General features: G+C 68.5%; 16 protein-coding genes. 15 read left to right on the forward strand and 1 reads right to left on the reverse strand.

Annotated features, from left to right (window positions below):
* The first annotated feature begins 57 nt into the window (after positions 1 to 57).
* The 4 genes from ACWHMB_RS03025 to ACWHMB_RS03040 all read left to right on the forward strand — a co-directional run bounded on the left by ACWHMB_RS03025 (position 58) and on the right by ACWHMB_RS03040 (position 3907).
* Positions 58 to 870: an ABC transporter ATP-binding protein gene (locus tag ACWHMB_RS03025; protein ID WP_377481632.1), complete on the forward strand. Its 813-nt coding sequence runs from the start codon at positions 58 to 60 to the stop codon at positions 868 to 870.
* A gap of 269 nt (positions 871 to 1139) precedes the next feature.
* On the forward strand, positions 1140 to 2390 hold the full coding sequence (locus ACWHMB_RS03030) for a phenylacetate--CoA ligase family protein (RefSeq protein ID WP_377481629.1): 1251 nt from the start codon (positions 1140 to 1142) through the stop codon (positions 2388 to 2390).
* A gap of 121 nt (positions 2391 to 2511) precedes the next feature.
* A complete protein-coding gene (locus ACWHMB_RS03035; RefSeq protein WP_377481626.1) occupies positions 2512 to 3501 on the forward strand; it encodes a tripartite tricarboxylate transporter substrate-binding protein in 990 nt (329 codons plus the stop codon).
* 28 nt (positions 3502 to 3529) lie between these two features.
* The gene (locus ACWHMB_RS03040) at positions 3530 to 3907 is read left to right on the forward strand and encodes a hypothetical protein (protein WP_377481624.1); all 378 of its coding nucleotides are present in this window, start codon (positions 3530 to 3532) and stop codon (positions 3905 to 3907) included.
* 101 nt (positions 3908 to 4008) lie between these two features.
* Here ACWHMB_RS03040 and ACWHMB_RS03045 read toward each other — a convergent pair whose 3' ends face one another.
* Positions 4009 to 4335 (reverse strand): DUF1840 domain-containing protein, encoded by a 327-nt coding sequence (locus tag ACWHMB_RS03045; protein ID WP_377481621.1) that lies wholly within the window; start codon positions 4333 to 4335, stop codon positions 4009 to 4011.
* 168 nt (positions 4336 to 4503) lie between these two features.
* On the opposite strand from ACWHMB_RS03045, the gene ACWHMB_RS03050 reads away from it, so the two are divergent.
* The 11 genes from ACWHMB_RS03050 to ACWHMB_RS03100 all read left to right on the forward strand — a co-directional run bounded on the left by ACWHMB_RS03050 (position 4504) and on the right by ACWHMB_RS03100 (position 16865).
* Entirely contained in the window at positions 4504 to 6867 is a 2364-nt protein-coding gene (locus ACWHMB_RS03050; RefSeq protein ID WP_447648431.1) for a bifunctional salicylyl-CoA 5-hydroxylase/oxidoreductase, read from the forward strand.
* A 5-nt stretch (positions 6868 to 6872) separates the two neighbouring features.
* Positions 6873 to 7667: an SDR family NAD(P)-dependent oxidoreductase gene (locus tag ACWHMB_RS03055; protein WP_377481616.1), complete on the forward strand. Its 795-nt coding sequence runs from the start codon at positions 6873 to 6875 to the stop codon at positions 7665 to 7667.
* A 16-nt stretch (positions 7668 to 7683) separates the two neighbouring features.
* Complete coding sequence (locus ACWHMB_RS03060) at positions 7684 to 8148, forward strand: MarR family winged helix-turn-helix transcriptional regulator (RefSeq protein ID WP_293220202.1); 465 nt, start codon at positions 7684 to 7686, stop codon at positions 8146 to 8148.
* Positions 8145 to 9002, forward strand: a complete 858-nt coding sequence (locus ACWHMB_RS03065) for an enoyl-CoA hydratase family protein (protein WP_377481613.1) — start codon at positions 8145 to 8147, stop codon at positions 9000 to 9002. The genes ACWHMB_RS03060 and ACWHMB_RS03065 overlap by 4 nt, the downstream gene beginning before the upstream one ends.
* A gap of 196 nt (positions 9003 to 9198) precedes the next feature.
* Positions 9199 to 10443, forward strand: coding sequence for an acyl-CoA dehydrogenase family protein (locus ACWHMB_RS03070; protein ID WP_377481610.1), 1245 nt, complete (start codon positions 9199 to 9201; stop codon positions 10441 to 10443).
* Positions 10440 to 12062, forward strand: a complete 1623-nt coding sequence (locus ACWHMB_RS03075; RefSeq protein WP_377481607.1) for an AMP-binding protein — start codon at positions 10440 to 10442, stop codon at positions 12060 to 12062. The genes ACWHMB_RS03070 and ACWHMB_RS03075 overlap by 4 nt, the downstream gene beginning before the upstream one ends.
* The gene (locus ACWHMB_RS03080) at positions 12059 to 12457 is read left to right on the forward strand and encodes a RidA family protein (protein WP_293222442.1); all 399 of its coding nucleotides are present in this window, start codon (positions 12059 to 12061) and stop codon (positions 12455 to 12457) included. The genes ACWHMB_RS03075 and ACWHMB_RS03080 overlap by 4 nt, the downstream gene beginning before the upstream one ends.
* Before the next feature lie 243 nt (positions 12458 to 12700).
* Complete coding sequence (locus ACWHMB_RS03085; RefSeq protein ID WP_293222440.1) at positions 12701 to 13882, forward strand: acyl-CoA dehydrogenase; 1182 nt, start codon at positions 12701 to 12703, stop codon at positions 13880 to 13882.
* 192 nt (positions 13883 to 14074) lie between these two features.
* Complete coding sequence (locus ACWHMB_RS03090; protein WP_293222438.1) at positions 14075 to 14698, forward strand: LysE family translocator; 624 nt, start codon at positions 14075 to 14077, stop codon at positions 14696 to 14698.
* A gap of 5 nt (positions 14699 to 14703) precedes the next feature.
* Positions 14704 to 15648 carry a DMT family transporter gene (locus ACWHMB_RS03095; RefSeq protein WP_377481987.1) on the forward strand — a complete coding sequence of 315 codons (945 nt, stop codon included), beginning with the start codon at positions 14704 to 14706 and terminating at the stop codon, positions 15646 to 15648.
* Positions 15645 to 16865 carry an aminotransferase-like domain-containing protein gene (locus tag ACWHMB_RS03100; RefSeq protein WP_377481602.1) on the forward strand — a complete coding sequence of 407 codons (1221 nt, stop codon included), beginning with the start codon at positions 15645 to 15647 and terminating at the stop codon, positions 16863 to 16865. The genes ACWHMB_RS03095 and ACWHMB_RS03100 overlap by 4 nt, the downstream gene beginning before the upstream one ends.
* Positions 16866 to 16882 lie beyond the last annotated feature (17 nt).

Raw genomic sequence — 16882 nt, forward strand, 5'->3', positions numbered from 1 at the left:
CGCCCGCGGCCAGCGTGCCGCGGGCGCGCCGCCGTGCCACCGCGAAAGACGCGCACCATGCCCGAACCCGCCCCGCCGCTGCTCGACGTCAACGGCATCGAGGTCATCTACCACCACGTGATCCTGGTGCTCAAGGGTGTCTCGCTCACCGTGCCCCAGGGCGGCATCGTTGCCATCCTGGGCGGCAACGGCGCGGGCAAGACCACCACCTTGCGCGCCATCTCCAACCTGCTGCGCGGCGAGCGCGGCGAGGTCACCAAGGGCAGCATCGAGTACCAGGGCGCGCGCATCGAGAACCTCACGCCGTCCGAGCTGGTCAGGCGCGGCGTGGTGCAGGTGATGGAGGGGCGCCACTGCTTCGCCCACCTCACGATCGAGGAAAACCTGCTGACCGGCGCCTACACGCGCAGCGACCGCGCCGAGATCGCGGCCAACCTGGAAAAGGTCTACACCTACTTCCCGCGCCTGAAGGAACGGCGCAGGAGCCAGGCGGCCTACACCTCGGGCGGCGAGCAGCAGATGTGCGCCATCGGCCGCGCGCTCATGACCAACCCCAGGCTGGTGCTGCTGGACGAACCCTCGATGGGCCTGGCGCCGCAGCTGGTGGAAGAGGTGTTCCACATCGTGCGCGATCTGAACGGCAAGGAGGGCGTCACCTTTCTGGTGGCCGAGCAGAACACCAACATGGCGCTGAAGTTCGCCGACTACGGCTACATCATGGAAAGCGGCCGCGTGGTGATGGACGGCAAGGCGTCCGATCTGGCCAGCAACGAAGACGTCAAGGAGTTTTACCTGGGCGTGGGCGGCGCCGAGCGCAAGAGCTTTCGCGACGTCAAGAGCTACAAGCGGCGCAAGCGTTGGCTGGCCTGACTTGTCGTGCAGGCGAACAGCCGAACAGCCGAACGCAGAGGACGCAAAGGATTCGCAGAGGGCGCAAAAGGAACAGCCAAAAATGGATTCTTTGCTGTGTGTCGCGCGCCACCGGTTCTTCTCCCTCTCCCTCTGGGAGAGGGCAGGGGTGAGGGCCGGCAGCACACGATCGAGCACGAAAATACTTGAACCGAATCGGTCGATGGCACAGGCGTAGAAAGCGCTGACAGCTATTGAATTGAGAGTAATCGCCAGCCAAGGATGATGCCATGAAGGAATTCTTCGACGCGCTCGAAACACGCGCCCCCGCCGAGCGCGAGGCCGCGCTGATGGCCGCGCTGGCCCGCCACGTGGCGCATGCGCAGAGCCACAGCGCCGCCATGGCCGACATCCTGGCCGGCGTGGATGCCGCCGCTGTGATGTCACGCGCCGCGCTGGCGCGCCTGCCCGTCACGCGCAAGAGCGAGCTGCTGGCGCGCCAGCAGGCCGCGCGTGCGGCGGGGGGTGACGCGTTCGGCGGTTTTGCGGCCATCGGGCGCGGCCGGGCGATGCGGCGGGTGTATGCCAGCCCGGGGCCGATCTACGAGCCCGAAGGCGCGGCGGCGGACTACTGGCGCACCGCGCGCGCGCTGCATGCGGCCGGCTTTCTGGCGGGCGACCTGGTGCACAACGCCTTCAGCTATCACATGACGCCGGGCGCCTTCATCGTCGAGGCCGGCGCGCTGGCGCTGGGCTGCACCGTGTTTCCGGCCGGCACCGGGCAAACCGAGCAGCAGCTGCAGGCCATCGCCGAGCTGCGGCCCGACGGCTATCTGGGCACGCCCAGCTTCCTGCGCATCCTGGTCGAGAAGGCGCAGGAGGCCGGCGCCGACCTGCGCAGCCTGCGCAAGGCGCTGGTCAGCGGCGAGGCCTGCCCGCCCTCGCTGCGCGACTGGTTCGCCGAGCGCGGCATCGCGGCCTACCAGACCTACGCCACGGCCGACTGCGGTCTCATTGCCTACGAGACCGCGGCGCGCGAAGGCCTGATGCTGGACGAGGGCGTGATCGTCGAGATCGTGCGGCCCGGCACCGGCGATCCGGTGGCCGACGGCGAGGTGGGCGAGGTGGTGGTCACCGTGCTCAACCCCGACTACCCGCTGGTGCGCTTCGGCACCGGCGATCTGTCGGCGGTGTTGCCCGGCGCCTGCCCCACCGGGCGCACCAACACCCGCATCAAGGGCTGGCTCGGGCGCGCCGACCAGACCGCCAAGGTGCGCGGCATGTTCGTGCATCCGGGCCAGGTGGCCGAGGTGCTCAAGCGCTTTCCCGAGGTGGCGCGCGCGCGCCTGGTGGTCAGCGGCGCCATGGCCAACGACCAGATGACCTGGCGCGTCGAGGCCGCGCCCGCGCCCGGCCTGGCCGAGCGCTTTGCCGAGGCCGTGCGCGAGGTCACCAAGCTGCGCGGCGAGGTCGAGCTGGTGGCGCCCGGCAGCCTGCCCAATGACGGCAAGGTGATCGAGGACGCGCGCAGTTATCGGTAGTTGACCCGCCTCAACCGCAGTCCGCGTTTCAGGGGAAATCCCTGAACGGAATCACGACGATTTGGCGCGGTTTCACGGTTAAATTCAAATTCCTTTTCATCCACCCACCAGGGAGACTCCCATGATCCGTTTGCAAACCCTGAGCCTGGCCGTCGGCGCCGCCATGCTGGCCGTCGGTGCCCAGGCCGCCGACTTTCCGGCCGCCGGCCGCACCATCACCATCGTCGTGCCCTTTGCCGCCGGCGGCCCCACCGACAAGGTGGCGCGCGACCTGGGCGAGGCGCTGCGCAAGCCGCTGAATGGCGCCACCATCGTGATCGACAACGCCGCCGGCGCCGGCAGCACCATCGGCTCGACCAAGGTGGCGCGCGCCAACCCCGACGGCTACACGCTGCTGCTGACCCACATCGGCATGGCCACCACGGCCTCGCTCTATCGCAAGCTGCCCTACAAGTACAGCGAGTTCGAATACCTGGGCCTGGTCAACGAGGTGCCCATGGTGGTGGTCGGCAAGCCCGCCCTGGCGGCCAACACCTGGCCCGAGCTCAAGAGCTGGATCCAGGAGAACAAGACCAAGGTCAACCTGGCCAACGCCGGCCTGGGCGCCGCCTCGCACCTGTGCGGCCTGATGCTGCAGCAGGCGCTGCAGACCGAGATGACCACCGTGCCCTACAAGGGCACCGCGCCGGCCATGGCCGACCTGATGGGCGGGCAGGTCGACATCATGTGCGACCAGACCACCAACACCACGCCCCAGATCGAGGGCAAGAAGATCAAGGCCTACGCCGTCACCACCGCCAAGCGGCTGATGATTCCCGCCGTCTACAAGGACCTGCCGACGCTGCAGGAGGTGGGTTTCAAGAATTTCGACGTGTCGATCTGGCACGGCCTGTACGCCCCCAAGGGCACGCCGGCGGAGGTGGTCAAGGCCATCAACACGGCGCTGCAGACCGCGCTGAAGGACCCGGACTTCATCAAGAAGGAAGAAAGCCTGGGCGCCATCGTGGCGCACGACGATCGCGTCACGTCCGAGGGCCACAAGAAGTTCGTTGCCGCCGAGGTTGCCAAGTGGGGCCCGGTCATCAAGGCGGCCGGCCAGTACGCCGATTGATGCCCCACCGCGCCGCGCGGCCGTCGCCATGACGCCCCGGCTGCGCGTCGTCGACTCGATCACCGAACTCAGGCCCGGCCTCGATGCGGGCTGCCTGGCGGTCAGCGGCTCGCACGGCGGCATCAGCTCGGCGCAATACGCCTGGGCCGCCCGCCCGCTGCTGGCGGTGTTCAATGATGCCGGGGTGGGCAAGGATCGGGCCGGGCTGGCCGCCTTGCCCTTTTTGCAGGGCCATGGCCTCGCGGCCTGCACCGTCGGTCACCACAGCGCGCGCATCGGCGAGGCGCGCAGCACGCTGGACGAGGGCGTCATCAGCCACTGCAACGAACGGGCGCTCGCGCTGGGCGCGGCGCCGGGACAGGCTTGCGCGGCCTTGATCGAGCGGCTGCTGGGCGGGGCCGGCTGACCCACGCCGAGTTTTCAAGTCAAATCAGGCCATGGCCCGCATCGGCCTTGCGCAAGAAACTATCAATTCGATAGTTGACGATGCGGCCCCATGGCGCTGCACTAAACACCCCAGACGATGTCCTTGCCCTCGGCACTGCTCTGCCTGAGCATGTCGAGGAAGGGCGCGGCGCGGTGGCGCAGCGAGACGGCTTCTTCCTTGGCCGCGTCGTTGGTGTCGGCGTCGGCGGCAACCGGCGGCGGCGCTTCGTGCAGCGCCTCGCGGCGCTGGATTTCGGCCTGGATGGCCGCGATGGCGGCATTGGCCTGCGCCACCGTGATGATGCCGGTCGGCCCGGCAGCCTTGCCGATGATCTTGAGCAGTTCCTCGGCATTGGGTTGCAACATGACGAGGTCGGCCGTGGCCTTGGATTTGAATTTGTACAGCATGGTCAAGCGACTGTGAATGGTGCAAGGGTATCCAGTATGCACATTCTGAAAGCGGTCTTGTTCGGGTAATTCCCTAGTTCGGCCGGCGCACCGGATCTCTTGACAGCATTTAATTTAGATGTAAATTATCTATATCTAAATCGTAGGCCAAAAATTCAGGAGACACGCATGAAGATCGTGTGCATCGGCGGCGGCCCCGGCGGCCTCTACTTCGCGCTGTTGATGAAGCAGCGCAACCCCGCACACGACATCACCGTGGTCGAGCGCAACAAGCCCTACGACACCTTCGGCTGGGGCGTGGTGTTTTCCGACGCCACCATGGACAACATGCGCCAGTTGGACAAGCCCACGGCCGACGCCATCCAGCAGGCCTTCAACCACTGGGACGACATCGAGCTGCTGTTCAAGGGCGAGGTGATCCGCTCGGGCGGCCACGGCTTCGTCGGCATCGGGCGCAAGAAGCTGCTCAACATCCTGCAGGCGCGCTGCGAGCAGCTGGGCGTCAAGCTGGTGTTCGAGACCGAGGTCGCGTCCGACCTGGACTATCCCGACGCCGATCTCATTATCGCCAGCGACGGCGTCAACTCGCGCATCCGCACCCTGCACCAGGACCGCTTCGAGCCCGAGCTGGTGGTGCGCCCCAACCGCTTCATCTGGCTGGGCACCAAGAAGCAGTACGACGCCTTCACCTTCATCTTCGAGAAGACCGAGCACGGCTGGTTTCAGGCCCACATCTACAAGTTCGACGACGAGACCTCCACCTTCATCGTCGAGTGTCCCGAGCACGTGTGGCTGGCGCACGGCCTGGACCAGGCGGGGCCGGACGAATCCATCGCCTTCTGCGAAAAGCTGTTCGCCGACAACCTGCAGGGCGAGAAGCTGATGAGCAACGCACGCCACCTGCGCGGCTCGGCCTGGATCAACTTCACGCGCGTGAAGTGCGAGCACTGGTGGCTCAAGAACCAAAACGGCGCGCACGTGGTGCTGCTGGGCGACGCGGTGCACACGGCGCACTTCGCCATCGGCTCGGGCACCAAGCTGGCGCTGGAAGACGCGATCGACCTGACGCGCAAGTTCATCGAACTGGGCGACGGCGCCGGCCAGATCGAAGACGTGCTGACCACCTACCAGGCCGACCGCAGCGTCGAGGCCCTGCGCCTGCAAAACGCGGCCTGGAATGCGATGGAGTGGTTCGAGGTGTGCGGCGAGCGCTATTGCGACCAGCTGGAGCCGCCGCAGTTCATGTACAGCATGCTCACGCGCAGCCAGCGCATCAGCCACGAGAACCTGCGCCTGCGCGACAAGGCCTGGCTCGAAGGCTACGAGCGCTGGCTGGCCGAGCGCGACGGCGTGGCCGTGCCGGCGGGCCAGACCCCGCCGCCGCCCATGTTCCTGCCTTACACGGTGCGCGGCCTCACGCTGAAGAACCGCGTCGTCGTCTCGCCCATGGCGCAGTATTCCTGCGTCGAGGGCCTGCCGGCCGACTACCACCTGGTGCACCTGGGCGCGCGCGCGCTGGGCGGCGCCGGCATGGTGTTTGCCGAGATGACCTGCGTCACGCCCGAGGGCCGCATCACCCCCGGCTGCCCCGGCCTGTACAACGCCGAGCAAAAGGCCGGCTGGAAGCGCATTGCCGACTGGATCCACGCGCATTCCGACGCCAAGTTCGCCATGCAGTTGGGTCACGCGGGCTCCAAGGCCTCCACGCGCGTGGCCTGGGAGGGCACCGACCTGCCGCTGGAGCCGCCCTCGGCCAACTGGCCCATCATCGGCGCCTCGGCCCAGCAATACCTGCCCGGCGTGAGCCAGGTGTCCAAAGAAATCTCCCGGGACGAGATGCAGGCGCTCAAGCAGCGCTTTGTCGAGGCGGCGCAGGATGTGAGCGACATCGGCGCCGACTGGCTGGAGCTGCACTGCGCCCACGGCTACCTGCTGTCCGAGTTCATCTCGCCCCTGACCAACCAGCGCAGCGACGAATATGGGGGCAGCCTGCAGAATCGCCTGCGCTACCCCATCGAGGTGTTCAAGGCCATGCGCGCCGTGTGGCCGGCCGACAAGCCGATGTCGGTGCGCATCTCGGCCACCGACTGGGTGGAAGGCGGCATCACCCCGGCCGACGCGGTCGAGATCGCCAAGGCCTTCAAGGCCGCCGGCGCTGATCTGGTGGACTGCTCCGCCGGCCAGGTCAGCAAGGATGAGAAACCGGTCTACGGCCGCATGTGGCAAACGCCCTTTGCCGATCGCGTGCGCCAGGAGGCGGGCATCGCCACCATGGCGGTGGGCGCCATCACCGAGGCCGACCACGTCAACAGCATCATCGCCGCCGGCCGGGCCGACCTGTGTGCCATTGCCCGCCCGCACCTGGCCAACCCGGCCTGGACCTTGAGCGAGGCGGCCAGGATCGGCTACACGCCCATCGTCTGGCCCAAGCCTTACTACCAGGGCAAGCGGCAGATCGAGGCGCTGTTCGAGCGTGAGAAGGCCCAGGTGGCGGCGCAGATCGCGCAGGCCGCCATGCACGCCGCGGCGTAAGCATCATGTCCACCAGCGCCCCGACCTGGAACGAACGCCACTGCCTGGTGACGGGCGGCGCGCGCGGCATCGGCCTGGCCGTCACGCAGGCGCTGCTGGCGCAGGGCGCGCGCGTCACGGTGCTGGGGCGCGGCGCGGTGGCCACCGAGCGCCTGGCGGTGCTGGCCGGCAACGCCGAGGCCGCCACCCGCCTGCAGGCCGTGGCCGCCGACGTGGCCGATGCGCCGGCGGTGGCGCGGGCGTTCGCCGAGGCGAGCGCGGGCTTCGGCGCCATCGACACCCTCGTCAACAACGCCGGCCAGGCGCACAGCGCGCCGTTCATGAAGATGGATCTGGCGCTGTGGCAGCGGATGCTGGCGGTCAATCTGACGGGCACCATGGTTTGCACCCAGGCCGCGCTGCCGGCCATGCTGGCGGCCGGCTGGGGCCGGGTGATCAACGTCGCCAGCACGGCGGCGCAGCGCGGCTATGCCTACGTCAGCGCCTACTGCGCGGCCAAGCACGGCGTGCTGGGCCTCACGCGCGCGCTGGCGCTCGAATGCGCGACCAAGGGCGTCACCGTCAACGCCGTGTGTCCCGGCTTCACCGAAACCGATTTGCTCAAGGACAGCATCGCCAACATCGTCGCCAAGACCGGCCGCAGCGAGGCCCAGGCGCGTGCCGAGCTGGCCGCCGGCAACCCGCAAAAGCGGCTGGTGCAGCCCGCCGAGGTGGCGGCGGCCGTGCTGTGGCTGTGCCAGGCGGGCAGCGGCGCCGTCACCGGCCAGGCGCTTTCGGTCAGCGGCGGCGAAGTGATGTAACCCAAGGATCGATGCGATGGATCTCGAAGCCCGCGCCCATGCCGAACACCCCGACGAGCTGCGCCTGTGGCTGCGCCTGCTCACCTGCGCGCAGCTGATCGAAAAGCAGCTGCGCACCGAGTTGCGCACGCGCTTCGAGACCACGCTCCCGCGCTTCGACCTGATGGCCCAGCTGGAGCGCGCGCCCGAGGGCCTGCGCATGAACGAGCTGTCGCGCCGCATGATGGTGACCGGCGGCAACGTCACCGGCATCACCGACCAGCTGGCGGCCGAAGGCCTGGTCGAGCGCGTCGAGGTCGCGGGCGACCGCCGCGCCTACCGCGTGCGCCTGACGCCGCGCGGCCGGCGCCTGTTCAACAGCATGGCCCAAGCGCACGAGAGCTGGGTCGTCGACGCCTTCGGCGCCTTGAGCCCGGAGGACATTCGCGCCCTGCACGAGCTGCTGGGCAAGGTCAAGGCATCTTTCCAGGAGACCGTATGAAACACTACATTGGCGCCACCAATCCCATGCACGCGCAGTTCGACGCCCGCGCCTCCTACCAGGCCCGGCACTTCAAGTGGGACTACGACACGACCGGCGTGGCCACCGTCACGCTGAACCGCCCCGAGCGCAAGAACCCGCTCACCTTCGACAGCTACGCCGAGCTGCGCGACCTCTTCAACGGCCTGCGCTACGCCACCGACGTGAAGGTCGTGGTGCTGACGGGTGAGGGCGGCAACTTCAGCTCCGGCGGCGACGTGCACGACATCATCGGCCCGCTGACCAAGATGAGCATGCCCGAGCTGCTGGAGTTCACGCGCATGACGGGCGACCTGGTGAAGGCCATGCGCAACTGCCCGCAGCCGGTCATCGGCGCCATCGACGGCACGTGCGCCGGCGCCGGCGCCATGATGGCCCTGGCCTGCGACCTGCGCTACGGCAGCGAGACGACGCGCACCGCCTTCCTGTTCACCCGCGTGGGCCTCGCGGGCGCCGACATGGGCGCCTGCGCGCTGCTGCCGCGCGTGATCGGCCAGGGCCGCGCCAGCGAGCTGCTGTTCACCGGCCGCGCCATGACCGCGCAAGAAGGCCTGGCCTGGGGCTTTTTCAATGCGCTGCACGACGGCGGCGAACTGCTGGTCGTGGCGCAGTCGATCGCCGCCGAACTGGCCGCCGGTCCCACCTTCGGCCACGCCATGACCAAGACCATGCTGCAGCAGGAATGGGCCATGACCATCGAGCAGGCCATCGAGGCCGAGGCGCAGGCGCAGGCCATCTGCATGCAGACGCACGACTTCCGCCGCGCCTACGAGGCCTTTGCCGCGCGGCAAAAGCCGGTGTTCGGAGGCGATTGATGAGAGTCATGGTCCACCCCCAGACTCCACACGCTGCGCGTTGTTTCGCCTCCCCCCTACGAGGGGGCGCACCCAGTGGCCGGGGAAACCCCGGCCACGGGTGCCCGCGCACGGCTTGCTCCGCAGCCGACGGTTTCTTCGATGCGGATGCGCTGGCAGACCGAACGTGCGAGGTGGCGCAATGAGCCATGGTGTGATGCAACCCACAACATTGCGGCCGAACGCCGGCCACCTGGCGTTGCCGTTCTTCGACGAGGCGCACCGGCACATCGCCGCGCGCCTGCCCGACTGGGTCAACGCCCAGGGCGTCGACGAGTCCGACGACCGCGCGGCCTGCCGCGACTGGGTGCGCCGCCTGGGCGAGGGCGGCTGGCTGAAGTACTGCGTGCCGGGCGAGTTCGGCGGCGCGCTGCCGCAGCTCGATTCGCGCGCCCTGGTGGTGCTGCGCGAGACGCTGGCCTTTTATTCGCCGCTGGCCGACTTCGCCCTGGCCATGCAGGGCCTGGGCAGCGGAGCGATTTCGCTGGGCGGCAGCACCGCCGTGCGTCGCGCCTACCTGCCCGACGTGGCCAGCGGCCGCAAGATCGCCGCCTTCGCCCTGTCCGAGCCGGACGCGGGATCGGACGTGGCTGCCATGAAATTGATAGCTAGCGCCGCGCGCCCCGACTGCGCCATGCAGGAAAAGGACGGTTCGTTTTTTCTCGATGGCCAGAAAACCTGGATCAGCAACGGCGGCATGGCCGACTTCTACTGCGTGTTCGCCAAGACCGATCCCGACGGCGGCAGCCGCGGCATCAGCGCCTTCGTGGTCGATCGCGGCAGCGAAGGCCTGGACGATTCGGCCCACATCCCCGTGATGGCGCCGCACCCGCTGGCCACGCTCAGCTTCACGCGCTGCCGCGTGCAGGCCGACCAGATGCTCGGCGAGCTGAACGGCGGCTTCAAGCTGGCGATGCAGACGCTGGACATCTTCCGCGCCAGCGTGGCCGGCGCCGCCTTGGGCATGGCGCGGCGCGCGCTGGCCGAGGCCATCCACCACGCGCAGCGCCGCCGCATGTTCAATCAGACGCTGGCCGACTTCCAGTTGACGCAGGCCAGGCTGGGCGAGATGGCCGCGCTGATCGACGCCGGCGCGCTGCTGACCTACCGCGCCGCATGGCTGCGCGACACCGCGCAAGGCAGCGCCAAGGAGCGCAGCGTGGCCGCCAAGCACCAGAAGGATTGCAGCGTGGCCGCTGCCATGGCCAAGATGTGCGCCACCGAAAACGCCCAGCGCGTGATCGACATGGCGCTGCAGATGCACGGCGGCCTGGGCGTGATGGTGGGCAGCAAGGTCGAGTCGCTGTACCGCGACATCCGTGCGCTGCGCATCTACGAGGGCGCCACCGAAGTGCAGCAACTCATCATCGGCAAGGCTGTCTTGCAGGAGGCCCAATCATGAGCACGCCATCCGCCCAAACCGATTCCTTCGTGCGCGACCGCCTGCCGCCGCGCGAGCAGTGGCCCGAGTTTCGCTACGACCTGCCCGAGCTGCGGATTCCCGACCGGGCCAACGTGGCCACCCACCTGTTCGACGCCGCGCACCGCAACGGCTGGGACAACCGCCTGATGCTGCGCTCGCCGGGCGAGACCTACACCTACGCCGAGGCGAATGCGCAGGTCAATCGCATCGCCGAGATGCTGATCAAGGACTACAAGCTCGAGCCTGGCAACCGCGTGCTGCTGCGCGGCGGCAATTCGATCGGCATGGCGCTGGCCTGGCTGGGCGTGGTCAAGGCCGGGCTGATCGCCGTCGCCACCATGCCGCTGCTGCGCGCGGTCGAACTGGGCAAGGTCATCGACAAGGCGCGCCCGGCGCTGGCCATTTGCGACGTCGCGCTGCTGGCCGAGATGGTGCCCGCCGCGCAGGACGCCAAGGCGCTGCTGCCGATCCTGGTGTTTGGTGACGCCAAGCGGCCCGACGGCATGGAAGCGCGCGCCGCCCGTCGCGCGGCCGACTGGGCCGGCTGCGCCACCGCGGCCGACGACGTGGCCCTGCTGGCCTTCACCAGTGGCACCACCGGCGTGCCCAAGGCCGTGATCACCACGCACCGCGACGTGCTGGCGGCCTGCAACGCCTGGCCGCGCTCGGTGCTGCAGGCCACGCCCGACGACGTGGTCACCGGCTCGCCGCCGCTGGCCTTCACCTTCGGGCTGGGCGGCTTGCTGCTGTTTCCGATGGCGGCGGGCGCCTCGGTGTACTACCCCGACGTGCGCTTCAGCCCCGAGACCATGGTGCGCAAGATGCGCGACAACGGCATCACCATCTGCTACACCGCGCCCACCTTCTACCGCCAGATGGCGCCCTACGCCAAGGCGCTGGGCATTCCCAGCCTGCGCATCTGCGTCAGTGCCGGCGAGGCCCTGCCGGACGCCACGCGCCAGCTCTGGAAGGAAGCCACCGGTATCGAGATGCTGGATGGCATCGGCGGCACCGAGGTGTTTCACATCTACATCTCGGCCGCCGGCGCCGACGTGCGCGCCGGCAGCATCGGCAAGGTGGTGCCCGGCTACCAGGCCAAGGTGGTCGATGAGAACGACAACGAGGTGCCGCGCGGCACCGTGGGGCGCCTGGCCATGATCGGCCCCACCGGCTGCCGCTACATGGACGACGCGCGGCAGACGCACTACGTGTCCAAGGGCTGGAACCACCCGGGCGACGCCTTCACGCAGGACGAGGACGGGTACTTTCACTACCAGGCGCGCGACGACGACATGATCATCACCGCCGGCTACAACGTCGGCGCGCCCGAGGTCGAGGACTGTCTGCTGACGCACCCCGCGGTGGCCGAGTGCGGCGTGGTCGGCAAGGCCGACGAGGTGCGCGGCATGATCATCAAGGCCTTCGTCGTGCTGCGCGGCGGCCACAGCGCCAACGAGGCCATGGCCGAGGCGCTGCAGGACTACGTCAAGAAGCACATCGCGCCCTACAAGTATCCGCGCGAGGTCGAGTTCGTCACCGTGCTGCCGCGCACCGAAACGGGCAAGCTGCAGCGCTTCAAGCTGAGGCAGCAAACATGAGCATCCGGCACCTTCAACCTCCCGGCTGGGCGCCCGCCAAGGGCTACGCCAACGGCATCGCCGCGCGCGGCACGCAGGTCTACGTCGGCGGCCAGATCGGCTGGAACGCGCAGCAGCAGTTCGACACCGACGACTTCATCGAGCAGGTGCACCAGGCACTGCGCAACGTCGCCGCCGTGCTGAAGGAAGCCGGCGCCGGCCCCGAGCACATGGTGCGCATGACCTGGTACGTGATCGACCGCGTGGAATACAACAGCCGCCTGAAGGAACTGGGCGGCGTGTATCGTGACGTGATGGGCAAGAACTTTCCGGCCATGACCTGCGTGCAGGTGGCGGCGCTGATGGAAGCGCGTGCCAAGGTGGAGATCGAAGTGACTGCGGTCATTCCCGACTGACGACCTCAAAACCCCGAACAGCCGAACGCAGAGGACGCAAAGAATACGCAGAGGACGCAGAAGAATACAAAAATTTTATGAAATACGGCTGTAGCCTTTGTGTAGAAAGCGCTGGCAGCTATAAAAATCAAAGTACTTTTCATTGTCTTTTTTGCGCCCTTTGCGATTCCTTTGCGTCCTCTGCGTTCGGCTGTTAGAAACCCTTCCACAGTCCCACCCATCGATTCCACCCCAGGAGCCCCCATGTCCAAACCCAAGACCCCCTTCAGCTGGCAAGACCCGTTTGCGCTGCATGACCAACTCACCGCCGACGAGCGTGCCGTGCAAGAGGCCGCTGCCGCCTATTGCCAGGACAAGCTGTTGCCGCGCGTGCAAGAAGCCTTTCGTCACGAAAAAACCGACCCGGCCATCTTCCGCGAAATGGGCGAACTCGGTCTGCTCGGCCCCACCATCCCCGAGCGCTTCGGCGGCGCCGGCCTGGGCTACGTCAGCTACGGCCTGATCGCGCGCGAAGTCGAGCGCGTCGACTCGGGCTACCGCTCCATGATGAGCGTGCAGTCCTCCCTGGTCATGGTGCCCATCAATGAGTTTGGCAACGAAGCCACCAAGCAAAAGTACCTGCCCAAGCTGGCCACCGGTGAATGGATCGGCTGCTTCGGCCTGACCGAGCCCAACCATGGCTCCGACCCCGGCAGCATGATCACCCGCGCCAAGAAGGTGCCCGGCGGCTATTCGCTCTCCGGCAGCAAGATGTGGATCTCCAACAGCCCCATTGCCGACGTCTTCGTCGTCTGGGCCAAGGACGACGAAGGCGCCATCCGCGGCTTCGTGCTGGACAAGGGCGCCAAGGGCCTCAGCGCCCCCGCCATCCACGGCAAGGTCGGTCTGCGCGCCAGCATCACCGGCGAAATCGTCATGGACGAAGTCTTCTGCCCCGAAGAAAACGCCTTCCCCGAAGTGCGCGGCTTGAAAGGCCCCTTCACCTGCCTCAACTCGGCGCGCTTCGGCATCGCCTGGGGCGCCCTGGGCGCCGCCGAAGACTGCTACGCCCGCGCTCGCCAGTACGTCATCGACCGCAAGCAGTTCGGCAAGCCGCTGGCGGCCAACCAGCTGATCCAGAAGAAGCTGGCCGACATGCTGACCGAAATCAGCCTGGGCCTGCAAGCCTGCCTGCGCCTGGGCCGGATGAAGGACGAAGGCAGCCCGGCGGTGGAGCTGACTTCCATCATCAAGCGCAACAGCTGCGGCAAGAGCCTGGACATTGCCCGCCTGGCGCGCGACATGATGGGCGGCAACGGCATCAGCGACGAGTTCGGCGTGGCGCGCCACCTGGTGAACCTGGAGGTCGTGAACACCTACGAGGGCACGCATGACATCCATGCGCTGATCATCGGGCGGGCCATTACGGGGATGGCGGCGTTCTGAGCATTCGATTGCTATCGAAATTGATAGCTGCTCGCGCTTGATGGACGGGCGATGTCGGTCTATTTCATTTAAAAACCCCATCCCGCGCGCGCTCGAACACCCGCCAGAACGCCGCCTCCTGCGTGCCGGCGAAGTTGATGCGCATCAGCGTGCTCGGCCGGCGCTCGGCGTGCCAGCCGCTACAGTGCCGTCATGTCTGCTGCCGAGTTCTCTGCCCTGCTGCTGCTGTTTGCCGCTGCCACCTTCACGCCCGGCCCCAACACCACGCTGGCCACGGCGCTGGCGGCCAACCGGGGCCTGCGCGGCACGCTGCACTTCATCTGTGCGGTGCCGGCCGGCTGGATCGTGCTGCTGCTGCTGTGCGGCGCGGGCCTGGGCGCGCTGGTGCTGGCGCTGCCCTGGCTGCGCTGGGGCATCCTGGTCGTGGGCGTGGCCTACATGCTGTGGCTGGCCGCGCGCCTGGCGCGCAGTGGCACGCTGGGGCAGGCCGATGCGCGCCAGCTGGACGTGAGCTTCGTCGAGGGCGTGGGCCTGCAGTTTCTCAACGTCAAGGTCTGGCTGCTGGCGTTGACGGTGCTGGCCGGCTGGGTGCTGGGCCACCCCGACTGGCTGGCGCGCCTGGGCTGGACGGGGCTGCTGATGGTGGTGTTCGGCCTGGCCAGCAACTTCACCTATGCGCTGGTGGGCTCGCTGCTGCGCGGCTGGCTGGCGCAGGGCCGGCGCCTGCTGTGGTTCAACCGCGCGATGGCGCTGGCGCTGGTGGCGACGGCGGCGTGGATGGCGTGGTCGGCGCTGGCGGCTGGGGCGACATCGTGAGCGCCATGACCCCCGAGCGGCGCCAGCTGCTGGGCTTCTGGCTGGGCGTGCTGGGCGTCACCCTGTTCGCCATCACGCTGCCGGCCACGCGCCTGGCCACCGGCAGCGCCCAAGACCCGCAGCTGGCGCCGCTGTTCATCACCGTGGGGCGGGCCGCCACGGCGGGCCTGCTGTCGCTGGCGTTTTTGCTCGCCACGCGCTCGCCCTGGCCGCGGCGGCGCCACTGGGGGCCGCTGCTGGGGGCGGTGGCCGGCAACGTCATCGGCTACCCGCTGCTGCTGGCGCTGGCGCTGCGCAGCGTGACCGCCACGCACGCCGCCGTGGTCACCGCGCTGCTGCCGCTGGTGACGGCGGTTGCGGCGGCGCTGATTTTGGGGCAGCGCGCGCGGCTGGGCTTTTGGGCCTGCGCCGTGGCCGGCAGCGCGCTGGTGGTGGTGTTTGCCTGGCTGCGCGCTGACCAGGCCGGCGGCTTCGGCCTGGCGCGGGCCGACTGGCTGCTGCTGGGCGCCGTGGTCGCCGCCTCGGTCGGCTATGTCTATGGCGCCCAGGTCACGCCCGAGCTGGGCGCCGAGCGCGTGATCTGCTGGATGTGCCTGATGACCTTGCCGTTCAGCCTGCCGGCCACGCTTTGGCTGTGGCCAGACACGGCCGCGCACCCGGTGCGCGCCAGCGCCTGGCTGGGCTTTGCCTACGTCGGCTGCGTGTCGATGTGGGCCGGCTTTTTTGCCTGGTTTCGCGGGCTGGACTGGGGCGGCGCGCTGCGCGTGAGCCAGGTGCAGCTGCTGCAACCGTTTTTGTCCATGCTGTTTGCCCTGCCGCTGCTGGGCGAGCGGCTGGACTGGGGCTCGATCGGCTTTGCGCTGGCGGTGGTGGCCACCGTGGTGCTGGGCCGGCGCATTTCGCGGCCCGCCGCACCGGCTTCTTCCATTGTTCAAGGAGATCCATCATGAACCCCAACGACCGGCCGCAGCCCGGGCTCTGGCATCTGGCCGAGCGTGCGCAGGCCATGAACCCCTCGGCCATCCGCGAAATCCTCAAGGTGACCGAGCGCCCCGGCATCCTCAACTTTGCCGGCGGCCTGCCTTCGCCCGAGACCTTTCCCGTCGCCGCCATGCGCGAGGCCTGCGCGGCGGTGCTGGCCGAAGGCAGCCCGGTGGCCAAGCCCTCGCTGCAATACGCGTCCAGCGAAGGCCTGCCCGAGCTGCGCCAGTGGGTGGCCGCCGAGCTGGGCAAGCAGGGCGCGCGCGTGTCGCCCGAGCAGGTGCTGATCACCACCGGCAGCCAACAGGGGCTGGACCTGGTGGCCAAGGTGCTGATCGACGCCGGCAGCCGCGTGCTGGTGGAGACGCCCACCTACCTGGGCGCGCTGCAGGCCTTCACGCCCATGCAGCCGCGCTTTGCCAGCGTGCCCAGCGACGAGGGCGGCGTGTCGGTGCAGGGCTTGCGTGACGTACTACAAAAAGGCGAGCGCCCGCGCTTCGTCTACCTGCTGCCCAACTTCCAGAACCCCACCGGCCGCACGCAGGACGCGGCGCGGCGCGAGGCCATCGTGGCGCTGTGCCGCGAGCAGGGCCTGCCCATCGTCGAGGACAACCCCTACGGCGAGCTGTGGTTCGACGCCCCGCCGCCCGCGCCGCTGCTGGCGCGCTGGCCCGAAGGCGTGATCTACCTGGGCTCGTTCAGCAAGATCCTCGCGCCCGGCCTGCGCCTGGGCTACGTCGTGGCGCCGCCCGCGCTCTACCCCAAGCTGCTGCAGGCCAAGCAGGCGGCCGACCTGCACACGCCCGGCTTCAACCAGCGCGTGGTGGCCGAGGTCATCAAGGACGGCTTTCTCGACCGCCACGTGCCCACCATCCGCGCGCGCTATCACGCCCAGCGCGACGCCATGCTGGCCGCGCTGGCGCGCCACATGGCGGGGCTCGGCGTGCAGTGGACGCAGCCGGTGGGCGGCATGTTCGTGTGGGTCACGCTGCCCGCGGGCCTGAACGCGCAGGCGCTGCTGCCCGCCGCCGTCGATGCCGGCATGGCCTTCGTGCCCGGCGCGCCGTTTTACGCCGAGCAGCCCGATGCGCGCACGCTGCGCCTGTCCTTCGTCACCGCCACGCCCGAGCAGATCGAGCGCGGCATGGCGATGCTGGCCGGCGTGGTGCGGCAGGCGGTTTCATGAGTCAAATGGGGTTCTGA

Source organism: Ottowia pentelensis (assembly GCF_964341695.1).